This is a genomic window from Anaerolineales bacterium, assembly GCA_030583885.1.
Lineage (GTDB): Bacteria > Chloroflexota > Anaerolineae > Anaerolineales > Villigracilaceae > Villigracilis.
In genome coordinates, this window is record CP129480.1 from 4,038,436 (window position 1) to 4,056,282 (window position 17,847).

Annotated in this window: 14 protein-coding genes and 1 riboswitch; of the genes, 3 read left to right on the forward strand and 11 right to left on the reverse strand. The window is 53.9% G+C overall.

The genetic code is table 11. The features are described from left to right. Nucleotides 1-58: 58 nt before the first annotated feature. The 11 genes from QY332_20250 to ilvD all read right to left on the reverse strand — a co-directional run bounded on the left by QY332_20250 (nt 59) and on the right by ilvD (nt 13,125). Entirely contained in the window at nt 59-973 is a 915-nt protein-coding gene (locus QY332_20250) for a branched-chain amino acid transaminase (protein ID WKZ35948.1), read from the reverse strand. 18 nt (nt 974-991) lie between these two features. Next, the gene (gene leuB / locus QY332_20255) at nt 992-2,050 is read right to left on the reverse strand and encodes a 3-isopropylmalate dehydrogenase (GenBank protein WKZ35949.1); all 1,059 of its coding nucleotides are present in this window, start codon (nt 2,048-2,050) and stop codon (nt 992-994) included. 81 nt (nt 2,051-2,131) lie between these two features. Then, entirely contained in the window at nt 2,132-3,694 is a 1,563-nt protein-coding gene (gene cimA / locus QY332_20260) for a citramalate synthase (protein ID WKZ35950.1), read from the reverse strand. A 15-nt stretch (nt 3,695-3,709) separates the two neighbouring features. Then, nucleotides 3,710-4,291: a 3-isopropylmalate dehydratase small subunit gene (gene leuD / locus QY332_20265; GenBank protein WKZ35951.1), complete on the reverse strand. Its 582-nt coding sequence runs from the start codon at nt 4,289-4,291 to the stop codon at nt 3,710-3,712. 77 nt (nt 4,292-4,368) lie between these two features. Beyond that, the gene (leuC, locus tag QY332_20270) at nt 4,369-5,778 is read right to left on the reverse strand and encodes a 3-isopropylmalate dehydratase large subunit (GenBank protein ID WKZ35952.1); all 1,410 of its coding nucleotides are present in this window, start codon (nt 5,776-5,778) and stop codon (nt 4,369-4,371) included. Between the two features lie 85 nt (nt 5,779-5,863). Then, entirely contained in the window at nt 5,864-6,028 is a 165-nt protein-coding gene (locus tag QY332_20275; GenBank protein WKZ35953.1) for a hypothetical protein, read from the reverse strand. A 56-nt stretch (nt 6,029-6,084) separates the two neighbouring features. Continuing rightward, nucleotides 6,085-7,749 carry a 2-isopropylmalate synthase gene (locus QY332_20280; GenBank protein ID WKZ35954.1) on the reverse strand — a complete coding sequence of 555 codons (1,665 nt, stop codon included), beginning with the start codon at nt 7,747-7,749 and terminating at the stop codon, nt 6,085-6,087. Nucleotides 7,750-7,879: 130 nt separating this feature from the next. Beyond that, on the reverse strand, nt 7,880-8,932 hold the full coding sequence (gene ilvC, locus QY332_20285; protein ID WKZ35955.1) for a ketol-acid reductoisomerase: 1,053 nt from the start codon (nt 8,930-8,932) through the stop codon (nt 7,880-7,882). A gap of 128 nt (nt 8,933-9,060) precedes the next feature. Next, nucleotides 9,061-9,618, reverse strand: a complete 558-nt coding sequence (gene ilvN / locus QY332_20290) for an acetolactate synthase small subunit (GenBank protein ID WKZ35956.1) — start codon at nt 9,616-9,618, stop codon at nt 9,061-9,063. A 65-nt stretch (nt 9,619-9,683) separates the two neighbouring features. Further along, complete coding sequence (ilvB, locus tag QY332_20295; protein ID WKZ35957.1) at nt 9,684-11,381, reverse strand: biosynthetic-type acetolactate synthase large subunit; 1,698 nt, start codon at nt 11,379-11,381, stop codon at nt 9,684-9,686. Between the two features lie 76 nt (nt 11,382-11,457). Then, nucleotides 11,458-13,125: a dihydroxy-acid dehydratase gene (ilvD, locus tag QY332_20300; GenBank protein WKZ35958.1), complete on the reverse strand. Its 1,668-nt coding sequence runs from the start codon at nt 13,123-13,125 to the stop codon at nt 11,458-11,460. Nucleotides 13,126-13,700: 575 nt separating this feature from the next. Between ilvD and QY332_20305 the strand changes: the two genes are divergently transcribed. From QY332_20305 to QY332_20315, 3 genes are all read left to right on the forward strand, one after another. After that, nucleotides 13,701-15,119: an aspartate kinase gene (locus QY332_20305; GenBank protein WKZ35959.1), complete on the forward strand. Its 1,419-nt coding sequence runs from the start codon at nt 13,701-13,703 to the stop codon at nt 15,117-15,119. A gap of 81 nt (nt 15,120-15,200) precedes the next feature. Then, nucleotides 15,201-16,262, forward strand: a complete 1,062-nt coding sequence (asd, locus tag QY332_20310) for an aspartate-semialdehyde dehydrogenase (protein ID WKZ35960.1) — start codon at nt 15,201-15,203, stop codon at nt 16,260-16,262. 75 nt (nt 16,263-16,337) lie between these two features. After that, nucleotides 16,338-16,453, forward strand: a riboswitch (SAM riboswitch). Between the two features lie 101 nt (nt 16,454-16,554). After that, nucleotides 16,555-17,838, forward strand: coding sequence for an O-acetylhomoserine aminocarboxypropyltransferase/cysteine synthase (locus QY332_20315; protein WKZ35961.1), 1,284 nt, complete (start codon nt 16,555-16,557; stop codon nt 17,836-17,838). Nucleotides 17,839-17,847 lie beyond the last annotated feature (9 nt).

Genomic DNA, 17,847 nt, shown 5'->3' on the forward strand with positions numbered 1-17,847 from the left:
AATTTTTGATGCGAAATAAAAACACTGCTGACTGCGCCTGCGGTCAGCAGTGTCCTGCTCATCCCACGTAATCGCACCACGCCGCGTACCTTGCCACCTTGCCGCGAATGGCATCGTGATACACGTTCTGGATTTCGCGCGTAATTCTGCCTGATTTGCCATCACCGATCTTGCGGAAGTCGATTTCGCTCAAGCCGATCACCTCTGCCGCCGTACCACACACAAAGACCTCATCAGCATTGTACAACTGGTCGCGCGAAATGGGGATCTCACCCACAGTGTAGCCTAAATCCTTTGCGATCGTATGAATGGAATGACGTGTAATTCCCTCCAAAACCGGCGCGGTGGACGGGGTGAATATCTTGCCGCGTTTAACAATGAACAGATTTTCACCCGTGCACTCGGCAATGTATCCCTGGGGGTCGAGCATGATGGCTTCCTCAAATCCCAGCCGCACGGACTCGGTCTTGGCAAGTATGCTATTGACGTAATTACCCGCGATCTTCGCCTTGGTCATCATTACATTCGGATGATGGCGCGTGAACGATGAAATGTTCGCGCGGATTCCCTTCGCCAGCGCCTCCTCCCCGAGATAATTCGACCATTCCCAGACGGCGATCATCAGGGCGGGTTTGCCCGCATCCACGTTCAAATTCCATGCACCACCCGTCAAGTACAACAGCGGGCGGATATAACATTCCTCGAACCCATTCGCGTTCACAGTCTCCTTGATTGCCTTGGTGACTTCATCCGCAGTATATGGAAGATCGCGGAAACCAAAAATCCCGGCTGATTTGAGCAAGCGTTCCGAATGTTCCTGCAGACGAAAAACCGCGGAGCCCTTGTCCGTCTTATATGCGCGGATTCCCTCAAAGACCGCCGCACCATAATGCAGTGCCGCAGTCAACATATGAACAGTGGCTTTCTCGAACTCCACCAGTTTTCCGTCCGACCAGATAAACTTCGACTCCATACCCATAACTCATTCTCCTTATAATTTTTTGATGATTTCATCCGTCATCTGGCGGGTCGTTAACGTACCGCCGATGTCTGCCGTTCGTGCGCCGCTCGCAATGACTTTATCCACTGCATGCTCAACTGCACAAGCTTCGGATTCTAACTTAAATGAATGACGCAGCATCAATCCCGCTGAAAGGATGGTGCCAATCGGATTTGCAATGCCCCTGCCTGCGATGTCTGGCGCAGATCCGTGGATCGGTTCGAACAACCCGACACCTGATTCACCCAAACTGGCAGACGGCAGCATCCCCATCGATCCTGCCAGCACGGACGCTTCGTCCGTGAGAATATCACCGAACATATTCTCGGTGACGACCACATCCATCGAGGCTGGAGCAGTGATCAGTTTCATTGAGGCGGTATCCACGAGCATGTGCTCGAGCTGGATGTCTGGATTCTCTTTTTCGATTTGAGTCGCAATCTGCCGCCACATCCGAGACGATTCCAACACATTGGCCTTATCAACGGATGTTACTTTTTTCCTTCTTCCTTTTGCAAGGTTGAACGCCAATGCAACAACACGCCTCACTTCGTAATCGTAATATTCGAGCGTATCCACTGCGTGTTCGTGTCCGTCCCTTATCTCGCGCATTTTGGGCTGGCCAAAATACAATCCGCCCGTTAATTCGCGGATGACAAGGATATCCACATCCTTGAGTCTCTCTGGTTTGAGCGGGGATGCATCCATCAACGCAGGGTGTACTTTGACGGGACGTAAATTGGCAAATACACCAAGTCCTTTTCGCAAGGCAAGCAAACCGCGTTCAGGGCGGTCTTTGGCGTTCGGGTCATCCCATTTCGGACCGCCCACCGCGCCTAGCAGAACTGCATCGGAGGCCCGGCAGTCCGCAAGAGTTTCGTCCGTGAGCGACGAACCATGTTTGTCAATGGAGCATCCGCCCATCAGGCGCTCTTGAAAATCAAAGGTGTGACCATATTTGCTGGCAATAACATCCAGCACACGCACGGCTTCATGCACGACTTCGGGCCCGATTCCGTCACCGGGCAGGAGGGTGATTTTGAAATTCATATATTTCCATTCCGTAGGGGCGAGGTCATCTCGCCCCGTTCTTATAAAATCTTGGGCGGGGAAACCCCGCCTACAATTTAATTAATGTGCCATCATCAACCCATATTCCACCGAATCAGCCAGTGCGCGCCAGGAGGCTTCGATGATATTCGTGCTTGCGCCAACGGTGCTCCAGCGGGATAAGTTGTTGCGTGTGTCGATCAATACGCGGGTGATGGCTTCCGTGCCATGATCAGAGTCCAATATGCGGACTTTGTAATCAGACAAATGAAAGTTCGCAAGTTGAGGGTAGTATCCCAGCAGGGCTTTGCGCAATGCGTTGTCCAGCGCGTTGACGGGACCATTGCCTTCCGCAGCGGTGTGCAACAATTCACCCTGCACACGCACTTTGACCGTGGCTTCGGCAAAAATGCCGCGTCCCTGCCGATGCTCAACATTAACAAAAAAGTCCACGAGTTCGAAGGGAGGCTTGTAGCCGTATTCCTGCCGCTTCAGCATCATTGTCACAGATGCCTCCGCCGCCTCGAACGAGAATCCGCGTGCCTCAAGCTCCTTTATCTCATTCAAGACTGGCATGACCTCATTGCCATCCACTTCCACGCCGTGTTCCTCCGCTTTGCTGAGCAGGTTCCCACGACCGGAAAGATCGGAGACGACCACGCGCATCTTGTTGCCGACGAGTTCAGGCTCCACGTGTTGATAGGACCGTGATGAGCGGCGCATCGCCGCCACATGCACACCGCCTTTGTGCGCAAATGCGGATTTACCCACGAAAGGCAGATGTTCATCCGGCGCGACGTTTGCCACCTCCGCCACAAAATGGGATAAATCGTACAGGTATTGAATATTTCCCTTGGGCAGACACGGATATCCCATTTTGAGTTCGAGATCCGCCATGATGGAAATGAGATTGGCATTCCCGCAGCGCTCCCCCACCCCGTTGATCGTCCCCTGCACTTGAATTGCGCCTTCGCGCACGCCGATCAGTGAGTTAACAACCGCACACTCCGAATCATTATGCGTGTGAATACCGAACGGATGATTTAATAAAGGCTTCAACTCACGGAGGATCTTTTCCACCTCCCAGGGGAGCGTCCCGCCATTGGTATCGCACAAGACAACCGTTTCCGCGCCGCCGCGAATCGCAGCGCGCAAAGTTTCGAGCGCATAGGATGCATCCGCTTTGCAACCATCGAAGAAGTGTTCGGCATCGTAGATGACGCGCTTTCCATTGGCTTTGAGGTATGCCACCGATTGTTCGATGATGCGCAGGTTATCATCGTTTGTGGTGAGCAGAACGTCGGTGACGTGCAATGTCCATGTCTTGCCAAAGAGGGTGCAGACAGGTGTTTGCGAATCGAGCAGGGCTTTGATATTGGCATCGTCTTCAGGTCCGCCTTTGACGCGGCAGGTGGAACCGAATGCGGCGATGAGCGCGTGCTTCCATTCTATATCACGGGCGTGTTCAAAAAACTCCACATCTTTAGGGTTGGAGCCGGGCCAGCCACCTTCGATGAACGCGACGCCGAGTTCATCCAGCTTTTGCGCAATGCGGACCTTGTCATTTGCTGAAAGGTTGAAGCCTTCGGATTGTGTGCCGTCGCGCAGGGTGGTGTCGTAGATTTGGATAAGGGGTAAATCCATGTTGATACCTTTTGCTTACATCCTTTCTTCAAACGCCGCTATCTCTTTTTCAAAGCCCATGATATAGCCGAGTTCATCCACGCCATTCAACAAACATGCTTTGTTGAATGGATCTATCGGGAAGTTCACAGAGCCCCCAGGGTGGGACAAGGTCTGGGTCGCAAGATCAACTGTCAGCTCGGCACGAGGCGTCTCCTCCACGAGGTCAAAGAGCATCTTGTGAGTCGCGTCGTTCACGATGATGGGAATCAATCCGTTCTTCAACGAGTTGTTGCGGAAGATATCCGCAAAGGAGGTGGAAATGACGGCGCGGAAGCCGTACGCGGTGAGCGCCCAGGGCGCGTGTTCGCGGCTCGACCCGCACCCAAAGTTGTCGCCCGCGAGGAGAATTTGACAGCCCGCTGATTCAGGTTTGTTGATGATGAAATCCTGGTTGGGAGATCCATCATCGGTATAACGCCAGTTGAAGAAGAGAGCATCGGCGAGACCGTTCTTGTCGGTGACTTTGAGGAACTGCGCAGGGATGATCTGATCCGTGTCGATGTCGTTGACAGGGAGTGGAATTGCGCGGGAGGTTAGGGAGGTGAATTGAGCCATGATTAGGTTCCAAGTCTCAAGTATCAGGTTTCAGGTCGATGAAAACGATATTTGATAATAGATCTTCGAGTATCGAATTATCGAGTATCGAGCACCGTGCGCGGGTCGGTGACAACGCCGTTCAGCGCGGTGGCTGCGGCAGTGACTGGGCTGGCGAGGAAGGTGCGACCGCCTTTGCCCTGACGGCCTTCGAAGTTGCGGTTGCTGGTGGAGACGGCGTATTGACCGGGCTGAAGTTGATCGCCATTCATCGCGATACACATCGAGCAGCCCGCTTCGCGCCATTCGGCTCCGGCTTCCTTGAAGACTTTGTCGAGACCTTCCTGTTCGGCTTGCTTCTTGACATCCTGCGAGCCGGGAACGACCATCACTCGCGTACCATGGGCAATCTTGCGTCCTTTCAACATTCCGGCCGCGAGGCGAAGGTCGGAGATACGTGAGTTGGTGCAGGAACCGATAAAAACGACATCCACTTTTTGACCGAGCAGGGATTGACCAGGCTGCAACCCCATGTAGGTCATGGCTTTTTCGAAGGCGGCTTTCTGTGAGGCTTCGGTAAAAGCGTCAACGGTGGGAATGCGGTCTGTGATTCTCATGCCCATGCCGGGATTCGTGCCGTACGTGATCATCGGTTCGAGGTCGGCGGCGTTGAGCGTGATGGACTTGTCGTAGGTTGCGCCTTCATCGGAGGGAAGTGTGTGCCACTTGGCGACGGCTTTATCCCATGCTTCGCCCTGCGGAACGAACTCGCGTCCGTGCAGGTATTCAAAGGTGTTGTCATCAGGAGCAATCATGCCTGCGCGCGCGCCGCCTTCAATGGACATATTGCAGATGGTCATGCGCTGTTCCATCGTCAGCGCGCGGATCGCTTCGCCGGTGTATTCGAAGACATGACCCGTTCCCCCACCAACGCCGATACGGGCAATGAGCGCGAGGATGATGTCCTTGGCAGAAACGCCGTAACCGAGCCTGCCATCCACGCGGACTTCATAAGTCCTGGGTTTCTTTTGAAGCAAACATTGAGTCGCGAGTACATGCTCCACTTCGGACGTGCCGATGCCAAAGGCTAAAGCTCCAAACGCGCCGTGTGTGGCGGTGTGACTGTCACCACAGACGATGGTCATGCCGGGTTGGGTGCGCCCGAGTTCCGGTCCGATGACGTGGACGATGCCACGATGCGGACTCTCCATGCCGTGCAGGGTGATGCCGAATTCAGCGGCGTTGGTTTCCATCTGTTTGATCTGTGCCGCAGCCATTGCATCGGCAATCGGAACGTCAATGGGCGTGGTGGGAATGGAATGATCCATCGTCGCCAGCGTTTTATTGGGGCGGCGGACCTTCAACCCGCGCTGGCGCAGGCCCGTGAAGGCTTGCGGGGAGGTCACTTCATGGACGAGATGCAGGTCAATGTAAAGAACAGCAGGCGCACTTTCCTGTTCGGTGACGACATGCGTGTCCCAAATCTTTTGAAAGAGTGTCTTTGGCATATAGTTATATTCTCGGCTTGGTTTTTACGAATTACAGATTACGCAATACGTGATGTGTGATGCGTAATCCGCAAAGGGCGGCAGGCTAGCAGGAAGAATTTTCCGGGGAGGCATCAGATTCAGAGGCAGAAGCAGGTTGCGGGTTGGAGAGAAGCGTGCTCAAGTCCCAGCCAGCTGGAATGGTCTGTGGTTCGGGGAACGGGTCAAACCAGTGCGTCTCAACGACGTCGCGTTCTTCTTGTGTGTTCATGGCAATTTCTCCTATTCAACATGTCATTGCGAGGAGCGGCGCCTCGCAACGATATACTATCCAAGCATCACACCAAAATCATTCACCACACGCTCATGTGTTTCCGTCTGTGCGATGATGAGCTTGTTCAGCGCATTGATGTACGCCTTGGCACTGGCGACGATGATGTCCGTATCCGCGCCATGACCGCCATAGACGCGCGGATATTCAACTTCGGCCTGCGCGTCCATCGTGGTGTGACCGTTCTTCCCCTGAATGCGCACGGTCACTTCACCGAGCGCGTCAATGCCTTCGGTGATGGCGTGGATGTTGAATTCCAGCAGTGTACACGGCACATTGACAATAGCGTTGATCGCCTTGTATGTCGCGTCCACAGGACCCGTGCCCATCGCCGCGTGCGTGTGGACGACGCTGTCGGGCCCGCGCAAACGGACGGTGGCGGTCGGCATGCCCATTGTCCCGCAGGTTACCTGCAAGCCGTTCAACAGGTACACATCGCGCGGTTTGTAGAACTCGTCCGCGATCAGGGCTTCGAGGTCGAGATCGGTGATGACCTTCTTGCGGTCTGCCAGCTCCTTGAAACGCGCAAAGGCTTTATCGAGCTCGACCTCATCGAGCGAGTGTCCCATTTCCGCGAGCCGGTTGCGCAGGGCGTGGCGTCCCGAGTGTTTGCCCAGCACGAGATTCGTCTGATTAACGCCCACATCTTCGGGACGCATGATCTCGTAGGTGGTTTGGTGTTTCAACATGCCGTCCTGATGGATGCCCGCTTCATGCGCGAACGCGTTCGACCCGACAATGGCCTTATTCGGCTGGACGACAATGCCTGTGTAATTGCTGACCAGTTTGGAAATGCGCGAGAGTTGACGAGTGTCAATTCCAGTATCAAGCCCAAAGACAGGATGACGCGTCTTCAACGTCATCACCACCTCCTCCAGCGAAGTATTCCCAGCGCGCTCACCGATCCCGTTAATCGTCACTTCCGCCTGGCGTGCGCCTGCGCGGATACCTGCAAGCGAATTTGCAGTCGCCATGCCCAGGTCATCATGGCAATGCACCGAGACCGTGATGCCTGCGTGCATCCCCGGCGTGTTCTCGATGATGCCTTTGATGAGCGCATAAAATTCATCGGGCGTGGTGTAGCCGACCGTGTCGGGAATGTTCAACGTGGTCGCACCGGCTTTGATCGCCTCGCCCAACACAACATACAAAAATTCAGGGTCGGAGCGTCCCGCATCTTCGGGGCTGAACTCCACATCGTCACACAGTGACTTCGCATACGCCACCATCTCGCTCACGCGCTGCACCACCTCTTCGGGATCCATCTTCAACTTGTGCTGCATGTGGATCGGCGACGTGGCAAGGAAGGTGTGAATGCGCGGCTTCTTCGCACCCTGGACGGCTTGCCACGCCTTGTCAATATCGGATTTGTTCGCCCGCGCCAGCCCTGCGATGACGGGAATCTTCGCCTCATGCTCACCCTTCGACACGCTCAGGGCGGCGGGGACGGCTGGGTTGCCCACTTCAAGCGCGATTCTGCGGACGGCTTCCAGATCGTCGGGAGACGCTGCGGGGAATCCTGCTTCGATGATGTCCACGCCAAGCCGCGCCAGATTATGCGCCACTTCCAATTTCTCGGCTGAGGTCATCGTCGCGCCCGGAGATTGCTCACCATCGCGTAATGTTGTGTCGAATATCTTGACGTAATTGGTGTTTGTCATCTAAACCTCTTTTCACCGTTGGTTGAGTAGCCCCGTGTTCGTCGGGGCGTATCGAAACCAACACTTACATGAAAACTTAAACTTTGACTCAAACTGGTGGTTTCGACGGCTTGCGCTCAATCACCGATTATCACTTCTTCCAATTCTCAGGTCTCAACGACCGCACCGCTGCGCCTGCGCGCCACATCTCCGAATCGCGGACGGCGGCGAGTTCCACTTCGAGTTTTGCACGGTAATCGGGCTGGCTGTTGGCTTCGAGCGTGATGCGCGCTTCGTTGCCTGAAACCACGCTTTGATACAAATCAGTGAATACGGGCGCAACCGCATCACGGAACTTGTCCTTCCAATCGAGCGCGCCGCGCTGGGCGGTGGTGGAACAGTTGGCGTACATCCAGTCCATGCCGTTCTGTCCCACCAACCGGATCAACGACTGTGTAAGTTCCTCCACCGTTTCATTGAACGCCTCGGATGGAGAATGTCCATGCTTGCGAAGTTCGTTGTACTGTGCTTCCATCACACCCGCCAGCGCGCCCATGAGGATGCCGCGTTCGCCCGTCAGGTCGGAATACACTTCCTTTTCGAATGTGGTGGGGAATAAATAGCCCGCGCCAATGGCAATTCCCAACGCGATCGTGCGGTCTTTCGCCTTCCCCGTCGCATCCTGGTGGACGGCGAAACTGGCATTGATGCCTGAACCGTCGAGATAATTCAAGCGGACACTTCGTCCAGATCCCTTCGGCGCGACAAGCGCCACGTCCACGTGCGGAGGCGGGATCACGCCCGTATCATCCTTGAAGGTGACGGAAAATCCGTGCGAGAAGTAGAGCATGTCGCCTTCGTTCAAACATTCCACGATCTTTGACCACAGTGAACGCTGACCCGCATCAGACAATAAATATTGAATAACAGTCCCCTTCTCCGCGGCTTCCTCCACTGAGAACAACGTCTCACCTGGGACCCAGCCGTCCTCCACAGCCTTATCCCAATTTTTCGTCCCTGCACGCTGACCAACGATGACCTTGATGCCGTTGTCGCGCATGTTCATCGCCTGTGCGGGTCCCTGCACGCCGTAGCCCAACACCGCCACCACTTCATCCTTGAGAACTTCCCGCGCTTTCTCCAGTGGAAATTCATCACGTGTAACAACTTCTTCTTCCACACCGCCAAAATTTATCTTTGCCATGATTTCAAATTCTCCTTTTTATGTCATTGCGAGCCGAGCCAAGCAATCTCAACGCACCTACAATGAAAGTATTGATGATTAAATTCAAGATTTCTTCGGGCTGTCGCCCTCGCAATGACAGACTCACTCTACGGCACCATCGCCGCGACGGACACGTCCTCATAATGACGATCGCTCATGCCAGGCATACGGCGCACGCCATCGTTAACGCCGCGCGTCATTGCGACCTGTCCCGTGCGCACCATCTCCACGATGCCGATCGGACGGAGCAGTTCCATCATGCCTTCTATCTTGTCCTCCGTGCCGGTGATCTCGACAATGACCGAATCAGGAGCCACGTCCACGATGCGGGCACGGAAGATCTCAGCCAGCCCATTGACTTCGGCGCGGCGTTCGGGTGCGACCTTGACCTTGATCAGAGCCAGGTCACGGGTCACCGAAGGCTGATGCGTGACGTCCTGCACGTCAATCACGTTGACCAGCTTATACAGGTTCGCTTCGATGCGGTGTGCATCCACATCCCCATTCGGGCAACTCACCACGATGGTCATACGCGACACATCGGGGTTATCCGTCCGCCCGACGGCGAGAGACTCGATATTGAAATTGCGGCGGCGAAATAGCGATGCCACGCGGTTCAACACGCCGGGTTTATTTTCTACTAATGCGATAAAGGTGTAATTCATTTGTACTCCTATCCGTCTTTCGCCTTTCATCTTTCGTTGTGTCTCAAACGAAAAGAGAAAAGAGTTTATTTTTGTGCAGCCTGTTTGACTGGTCTTCTTATCATTTCATGCAATGCCGAACCGGCGGGAACCATTGGATACACGGCATCTTCTTGTTCCACACGGAACTCCAGTACAACAGGCCCCCTGGTCTTGCGCGCCCATTCGATGGCTTCACCCACTTCTTCACGTTTGGTTACAAGCCGTGCAGGGACTCCATGCGCCTCTGCCAGTTTGACAAAATCAGGCGTGAGCATATTAACTGCGGAATAGCGCTTCTCGAAGAAGAACTCCTGCCATTGACGCACCATGCCGAGGAAGTTGTTATTCATGATGGCGACTTTCACATTCGCGCCTTCCTGAACGGCAGTGGTCAACTCGGCAGCGGTCATTTGGAATCCGCCATCACCGGCAATTGCCCATATCTCCTGATCTTTCGCTGCAAACCACGCGCCGATGGCTGATGGGAGACCAAAACCCATTGTCCCCGCGCCGCCCGAAGTAATCCAGCGGTTCGGCTTATCCAGTTGATAATATTGCGCCGTCCACATCTGGTGCTGACCTACATCCGTCGTCACGATCGCACCGCCACCTGTCGCTTTCCAAATATCACCGATCAGATGTGCCACGTACAACTTGCCGTCATCTTCCCAATTCATGATCGAGCGGGAATCGGCTTCGTTCTTCCAATTATTGATTTCCTCCAGCCATTCATCATGGTCGTATTCATCCACCAGGGGAATCAGATCACTCACGACCGTTTTCACATCGCCGACCAGAGGAACGTCCACAAACACATTTTTATGCACTTCAGACGGGTCGATTTCGATATGGATTTTCTTTGCCTTCGGCGCGTACGTTTTCAATGTACCGGTCACCCGGTCATCGAAGCGCATCCCGAAGGCAAGGATCAGATCGGAATTTTGGATCGCCATGTTCGCATACGCTTCGCCGTGCATCCCCATCATTCCCAGACTCAACGGATGCGACGCGGGAAACGCGCCCAAGCCCAGCAACGTGCTGGTCACAGGCGTTTGAGTCTTCACAGCAAATTGCATCAACTCTTCTTCGGCCTCCGACATCAACACGCCATGTCCACATAGAATGACGGGCTTCTTCGCCTTCTGTATCAACGCAACAGCATCCTCCAGCAAATTGCGCGGCGACCGCGTCACAGGCTGGTAGCCGGGCAGTTTCACTTCTTCCGGGTAAACAAATTCACACGACTCCACCTGTGCGTTCTTGCAAATGTCGACCAACACGGGGCCGGGTCGTCCACTGCGCGCGATATAAAACGCCTCACAGATCGTTTCCGCAATCTGGTCAGCGCGCGTCACAAGATAATTATGTTTCGTAATCGGCAGGGTAATGCCTGTAACATCGGTCTCCTGAAACGCATCGCCGCCGATCAAATGTGCCGCAACCTGTCCAGTAATAAAGACAACAGGGACTGAATCCATCATTGCCGTTGCAATACCCGTCACCAAATTCGTTGCGCCGGGTCCGGAGGTTGCCATTGCCACTCCCACTTTTCCCGAAACGCGCGCATATCCATCCGCCATGTGTGCCCCCCCCTGCTCGTGCCGTACCAACACATGATGCACGGGATAATTCAACATCGCGTCATAGATCGGCATATTCGCACCGCCAGGGTAGCCGAACACCACCTCCACCCCTTCGCGCGTCAGGCATTCCCAAATAATCTCTGCACCTTTTAATTTCATTCTCGCTCCTTGATGTAGGTCACGTTTGCAACGTGACGAACAAAATTTACTAAACCTGTCACGCTCAAAGCGTGACCTACGATTGAAGAACCGCGCCTGTATCCGCGCTGGTGACAAAATACGAATACCGCTTCAACCACTTCGATGTGACCTTGGACTCGAACGGAGGCAGCGCCTTAAGCCGACTCTGGATCTCCGCCTCGCTCAACTTAACGTCGAGTTTGCGTGCCGCCAAATCAATCTGGACTAGATCCCCGGCTTTGAGCGCCGCAATCGGACCACCCGCCGCCGCCTCAGGTGAGACATGACCGATGCACGCACCCCGCGTCCCGCCGCTGAAACGACCATCTGTAATGAGCGCGACCTTATCGCCGAGCCCCTGTCCCATGATCACGGACGTGGGTGATAACATCTCCTGCATCCCAGGTCCACCTTTCGGTCCTTCGTAACGAACCACAACACAATCACCGGCTTTGACCTTGCCAGCCAAAATCCCCGCCATTGCCTCATCTTGTGACTCAAAAATGACAGCAGGCCCCTCGAACTTCATCATCGCCTCGCTCACCCCTCCGACTTTAACAACCGCACCATTTGGCGCAAGATTGCCAAACAGAATGGATAAGCCTCCGCGCTTGGAATGAGCGTTATCATAACGTCGGATTACTTCTTCATCTTTGATATCGCAGCCTTGAATTGATTCCCCCAAGATCTTGCCAGTGACCGTGATGCGGTCAAGATGCAACATCCCCGTCCCTCGTTGGACTTCGTTCAATATTGCAGGGATTCCGCCCGCGCGGTGCACATCTTCCATGTGCCATTTACCCGCCGGACTTACCTTGCAGATATGCGGCACCTTGTCTGCAACAGCATTGATGCGCTCCAGCGGATAGTCCACGCCGGCTTCATTCGCCAAGGCCAATGTGTGCAGCACGGTATTCGTCGAACCGCCCATCGCCATATCCAGCGCAAACGCATCGTCAATGGCATCCGCAGTGACGATGTCACGCGGCTTGATATCACGCTCGATCAAGGTCATGATCTGCGCCGCAGCCCTACGCGCCAAATCCTCACGCTCGGGCGTCTTCGCCAAGGCAGAACCGTTATAGGGTAGAGCCAGACCGAGAACTTCCATAAGACAGTTCATTGAGTTCGCGGTAAACATCCCGGAGCACGAGCCGCAGGATGGGCAGGCAAATTTTTCCAAAATGGATAATCGCTCCTCATCGATCTTCCCCGCCGAGAATGCACCAACACCCTCAAAAACGGAGATCAAATCGATCGTCTCGCCATCGGGAGTCATCCCCGCTTTCATCGCGCCGCCAGAGACAAAGATAGTCGGCACGTTCACGCGCATGGCAGCCAGCAGCATGCCAGGCACGATCTTGTCGCAGTTCGGAATGCAGACCATCGCGTCGAATCGATGAGCTTCGATCATGGTCTCGACGCAGTCAGCAATTAGTTCACGAGAGGGAAGCGAGTACTTCATTCCCGCGTGACCCATCGCGATGCCGTCATCCACGCCGATGGTGTTGAACTCGAACGGCACGCCGCCCGCCGCACGGACGGCATCCTTCACCAGTTTGCCGAACTCCTGCAAATGCACATGCCCGGGAACCACATCCACATATGAATTGACGATGGCAACGAACGGCTTGTTGAAATCGTCGTCCTGCAAGCCCGTGGCGCGCAACAACGCGCGGTGCGGCGCTTTATCAAAACCCTTCTTGACTGTATCTGATCGCATAACTCTTTTCCTTTGACTCCCCCCTCCTTTTGGGAGAGGATGTGGGGGTGAGGTCAAAATAAAAAGAGCCGCCCGTGGTCAGGGCGGCTCTTTGCACTTGCGAAGGTGTGATTATTTTCTCACTCTCACCATTGCCATCCTAACCGAAACTAGATCCTTAATAATAAGGACCGCAAGGACGACAATAATAAGGGAGAGGGCAAACAACAATGGATTCATGGGCTGTAGTTTCCGCCCGATTATAGGCGGAATCATAAATCCGTCAAGGGGCTGGATGCAGGCAGATCCGGGGAATCCCAAGCACGTACAGGAAAATTGAACACCAATCTCCAATTACAAAACCCAAATCCAATACGTCGGAATACTTGACACATCCTCCTCCCTGCCATAGAATAGCGCCCAATATGAACAGTAGCTTGAACTCGGCTCACTTCACCATGACCATGAATACCTCCCGGCTCTCCGTGAGGAAATTGTGCTTGGAATGAAGTAACCGAAATAACGGCTATCTCAAAACACACAACGCCTCACGGAAACGCGGGGCGTTTTTATTTATCACCTCACAGGAGAATGCCATGCAAAAAACGCTTGTGATGAAATTCGGAGGAACATCTGTCGGTTCAACCGATGCGATGCAATCCACCATGCAGATCATTCGGGAAGCGAAAAAGGATTGGGATCGCATCGTCGTGGTGACGTCTGCCATGTCCGGCGTGACGAACCTGCTATTGGACTCGGCCGCTTCCGCTTCGCACGGGAAGGTTGATTCGCTTTCAGAGGCCGAATCCACACTGAGAGAGAAACACTTCACCGCCGCCGAGACGCTCATCAGGGATGAGAAACTGTGCGAAGCAACAAAAGCCGGGATCAACACGCTCATCCAATCCCTTGTAGATCTGTGCAAAGCCATCGCCGTGCTTGGCGAAGCCAGTCCGCGCGCGATGGATGCGGTAGTGTCACTCGGAGAACGGATGAGCATCCGTTTATTGGGGGCTGTTGTGAATGATGCAGACATCCACGCCAAAGCGGTTGAGTCGACGGAGTTCATCGTCACCAATGCAAATTATCAGAACGCCCATCCGGACTTCAAAGCCACGACCAAAAAAACGCGTGAGATTTTGCATCCATTGATGGATGCTGGCATTATTCCCATTATCACTGGCTTTATCGGCGCAACGCCTGAAGGCACAATTACCACGCTCGGGCGCGGCGGCAGTGACTACTCCGCCGCCATCATCGGCGCAGTCCTCCCTGCGGATGATGTGTGGATCTGGACCGATGTGGACGGCGTGATGACCACCGATCCGCGCATTGTGAAGGAAGCGCAAACTCTTCCAGAAATCAGCTACAACGAAATCGCGGAACTGGCCTATTACGGTGCAAAGGTCCTGCATCCAAAAACCATCCGACCCGTGTTGGATGCGGGCATTGGCCTGCGGATTTGCAACACGTTCAATCCCAGCCATCCCGGCACACGGTTGACCGCCACCATCAAAAACAATGGCAAAGTGAATGGCAAGGTCATCAAAGCTGTGACTGCCATCCGCAAGCAAAGGCTGATCACCATTGAGGGGCGCGGTATGTTGGGCGTCCCCGGCGTGGCGGCGCGCGCCTTTGGGGCAGTAGCATCCACAGGGACGAGCGTTCCGCTAATCACGCAGGCTTCTTCCGAACAGTCCATTTGTTTTGCCGTGCCATCCGAACTTACTCTCACAGTTTTATCTGCCCTCGAAAAATCCTTTTCCCGCGAAATCGAAGACGATGATATTGACCGCGTTTGGGCAACGGAGGACGTTTCAATCATCACCGTTGTCGGTGCAGGGATGCGGCACACGCCCGGCGTTTCAGGCAGGGTCTTTAGCAAACTTGGGGATGACGGTGTGAACGTTCTCGCCATCGCGCAAGGGTCTTCAGAAGTTTCTATTTCCCTCGTCGTCGAGGCGGTAGATACGGAGAATGCAGTGAAAGCACTGCATGAATTGATTATCCAATAAAAAACGCCGGTTTCGATATGCCCCTCAAAGAACATTCGGGGCCACTCAACCACCGATGTATAAATCAAAGGAGAAATTATCATGTCCCAATCTCAAATTTCCGTTGCCGTGCTCGGCGCGACAGGTTCTGTTGGTCAAAGATTTATTTCTTTGCTCGACAATCATCCATGGTTCAAGGTGGTGGCGCTCGCCGCGTCGGACCGTTCGGCTGGACAAAAATATTCACAGGCAACACGTTGGGTGTTGGATACGCCCATGCCCGATTATGCGCGCGACATGGTCATCGTCCCTGCCAGCACGGATGCGGTCCAGGCGAAAATCGTCTTTTCGGCGTTGCATACCGAAATTGCAAATGAACTAGAACCTGCATTTGCAAAAGCAGGTGCAGCAGTTTGTTCAAACGCATCATCCTATCGCAGAGGTGAGGATGTGCCGTTGTTATTGCCTGAGATCAATGCAGAGCATATTCAACTGGTGAAGCAACAGCGCAAGAACAAAGGCTGGAGCGGATGCATTGTCACCAACCCGAACTGCACGAGCACAGGTCTGACGATCGCGCTCAAAGCCCTGGATGAAGCCTTCGGCGTGAAAAAAGTTTTCATGGTTTCGTTACAGGCGCTTTCTGGTGCCGGTTACCCTGGCGTGCCATCACTCGACATCATGGATAACATCATCCCAAATGTGGGCAATGGCGGCGAAGAAGAAAAAGTGGAATGGGAGCCGCGCAAGATGCTCGGGAAATTCTATGAAGGCAAGATCGACATGGCAGATATTGCGTTCAGCGCACATACAAATCGGGTGGCTGTCATTGATGGTCATACCGTGTGTGCGAGCGTGCAGTTAGACAAATCCGTAGAGCCGGAAATGGCTATTCAAGCATTACGCGATTATGCGGCGGCGCCGTCAGCGAGGGAACTGCCTTCGTCGCCGCGACCAGTGATCGAGGTCAGAGATGAAGCGGATCGTCCCCAGCCAAGACTTGACCGAATGGCAGGCAAAGGCATGATGACAGTCGTCGGTCGTGTGCGGCGTGATCCCATTCTTGATCTTAAGTTTGTGGTGCTTTCGCACAATACGATCCGCGGTGCGGCGGGTGCATCCATCTATAATGCAGAGTTGTTGTTGAATGAAGGACTATTATGATCTGGGCGAGGAGGCCTCGCCCCTACTTGACAATAAACAAATCACTATGATATAAACCACGAAATTAAATATTCGCTCTTATCCAGAGAGACCGAGGGAACGGCCCTTTGACGTCTCGGCAACCAAACGAAAGTTATGGTGCCAACTCCGACAGTGAATGGCAATGTCATTCAAGCACTGGAAGATGAGAGGACGGTATCGTATGTACCTCTTCTTGTACTTTCAGAAGAGGTTTGTTTTTTTATCAATCTCTTCTGACGGGCGGATACATCATATTCAAGAGGAGACTCACATGGCTACACAAGAACGACAATTCGGTTTTTCAACGCGTCAATTGCATTCGGGTTATGACCCCGAAGCGACGACGGGCAGCCGCGCCGCGCCGATCTATCAGACCACGGCGTATGATCTGCAAAGCACAGACCGCGCCGCGCGTTTGTTCGCGCTGCAGGAAGCGGGCAACATTTACACACGCATCGGCAACCCGACCTCGAACATTGTTGAGAAACGTATTGCTGATCTCGAAGGCGGCATCGCGGCATTGGAAGTGAGTTCGGGTCACGCCGCGCAGACGACCGCCATTCTTGCCATTTGCGAAGCGGGCGATCACATCGTATCTTCGTCCACGTTATATGGCGGGACGGTCAGTCAATTCAAGTACACCTTTCCACGTTTGGGAATCAGCGTGACGTTGGTTGACCCGTCCGACCCTGAAAATTTCCGCAAGGCAATTCAACCCAATACAAAACTGTTTTTTGGTGAAACCATCGCCAATCCCTTTGGTAGTATTTTCCCCATCGAAGAAGTGGCGAAAATTGCGGATGAGTTTGGAATTCCTTTGATGATCGACAACACGGCTGCCACACCGTATTTATGCCGTCCGTTCGAATGGGGAGCGCATATCATCACCCACTCCACATCGAAATACATCGGCGGACATGGCACTTCAATCGGCGGTGCGATCGTGGACGGCGGCAAGTTCAAATGGGCTGGCAGCAAACGCCACAAGAATTTCAACACACCTGACCCTTCGTATCATGATGTTGTTTATTCAGAAGATTTTGGTCCACTGGCGTTGATTTCGAAGGCGCGCGCTGGCATTTTGCGCGACCTTGGCACCAGTCAATCGCCATTCAATTCATGGCTGTTCATTCAGGGACTCGAAACTTTGTCCCTGCGCATGGACCGTCACGTGCAGAACGCGCAAGCCGTGGCAGAATTTTTGGCAGACCATCCCAAAGTCAGTTGGGTGAAGTATGCAGGTTTGTCCGATCATCCCGATCACGAACGCGCAAAGAAATATGTCCCCAAAGGTCCAAGCGCAGTCATCGGCTTCGGCGTCCAAGGCGGACGCGAAGCGGGCGCAAAGTTCATTAACAGCCTGAGGCTGTTCAGCCATGTCGCCAACTTCGGCGATGCCAAGTCGCTCGCCATTCATCCCGCCAGCACCACACACTCCCAGCTTTCGGATGAGGAACAGAAAGCTGCAGGTGTCAGTCCTGATTTTATTCGTCTCTCCATAGGTCTTGAAGATATCGAAGATATTCTTTGGGATATCGACCAGGCGCTATCATAAATACTCCGC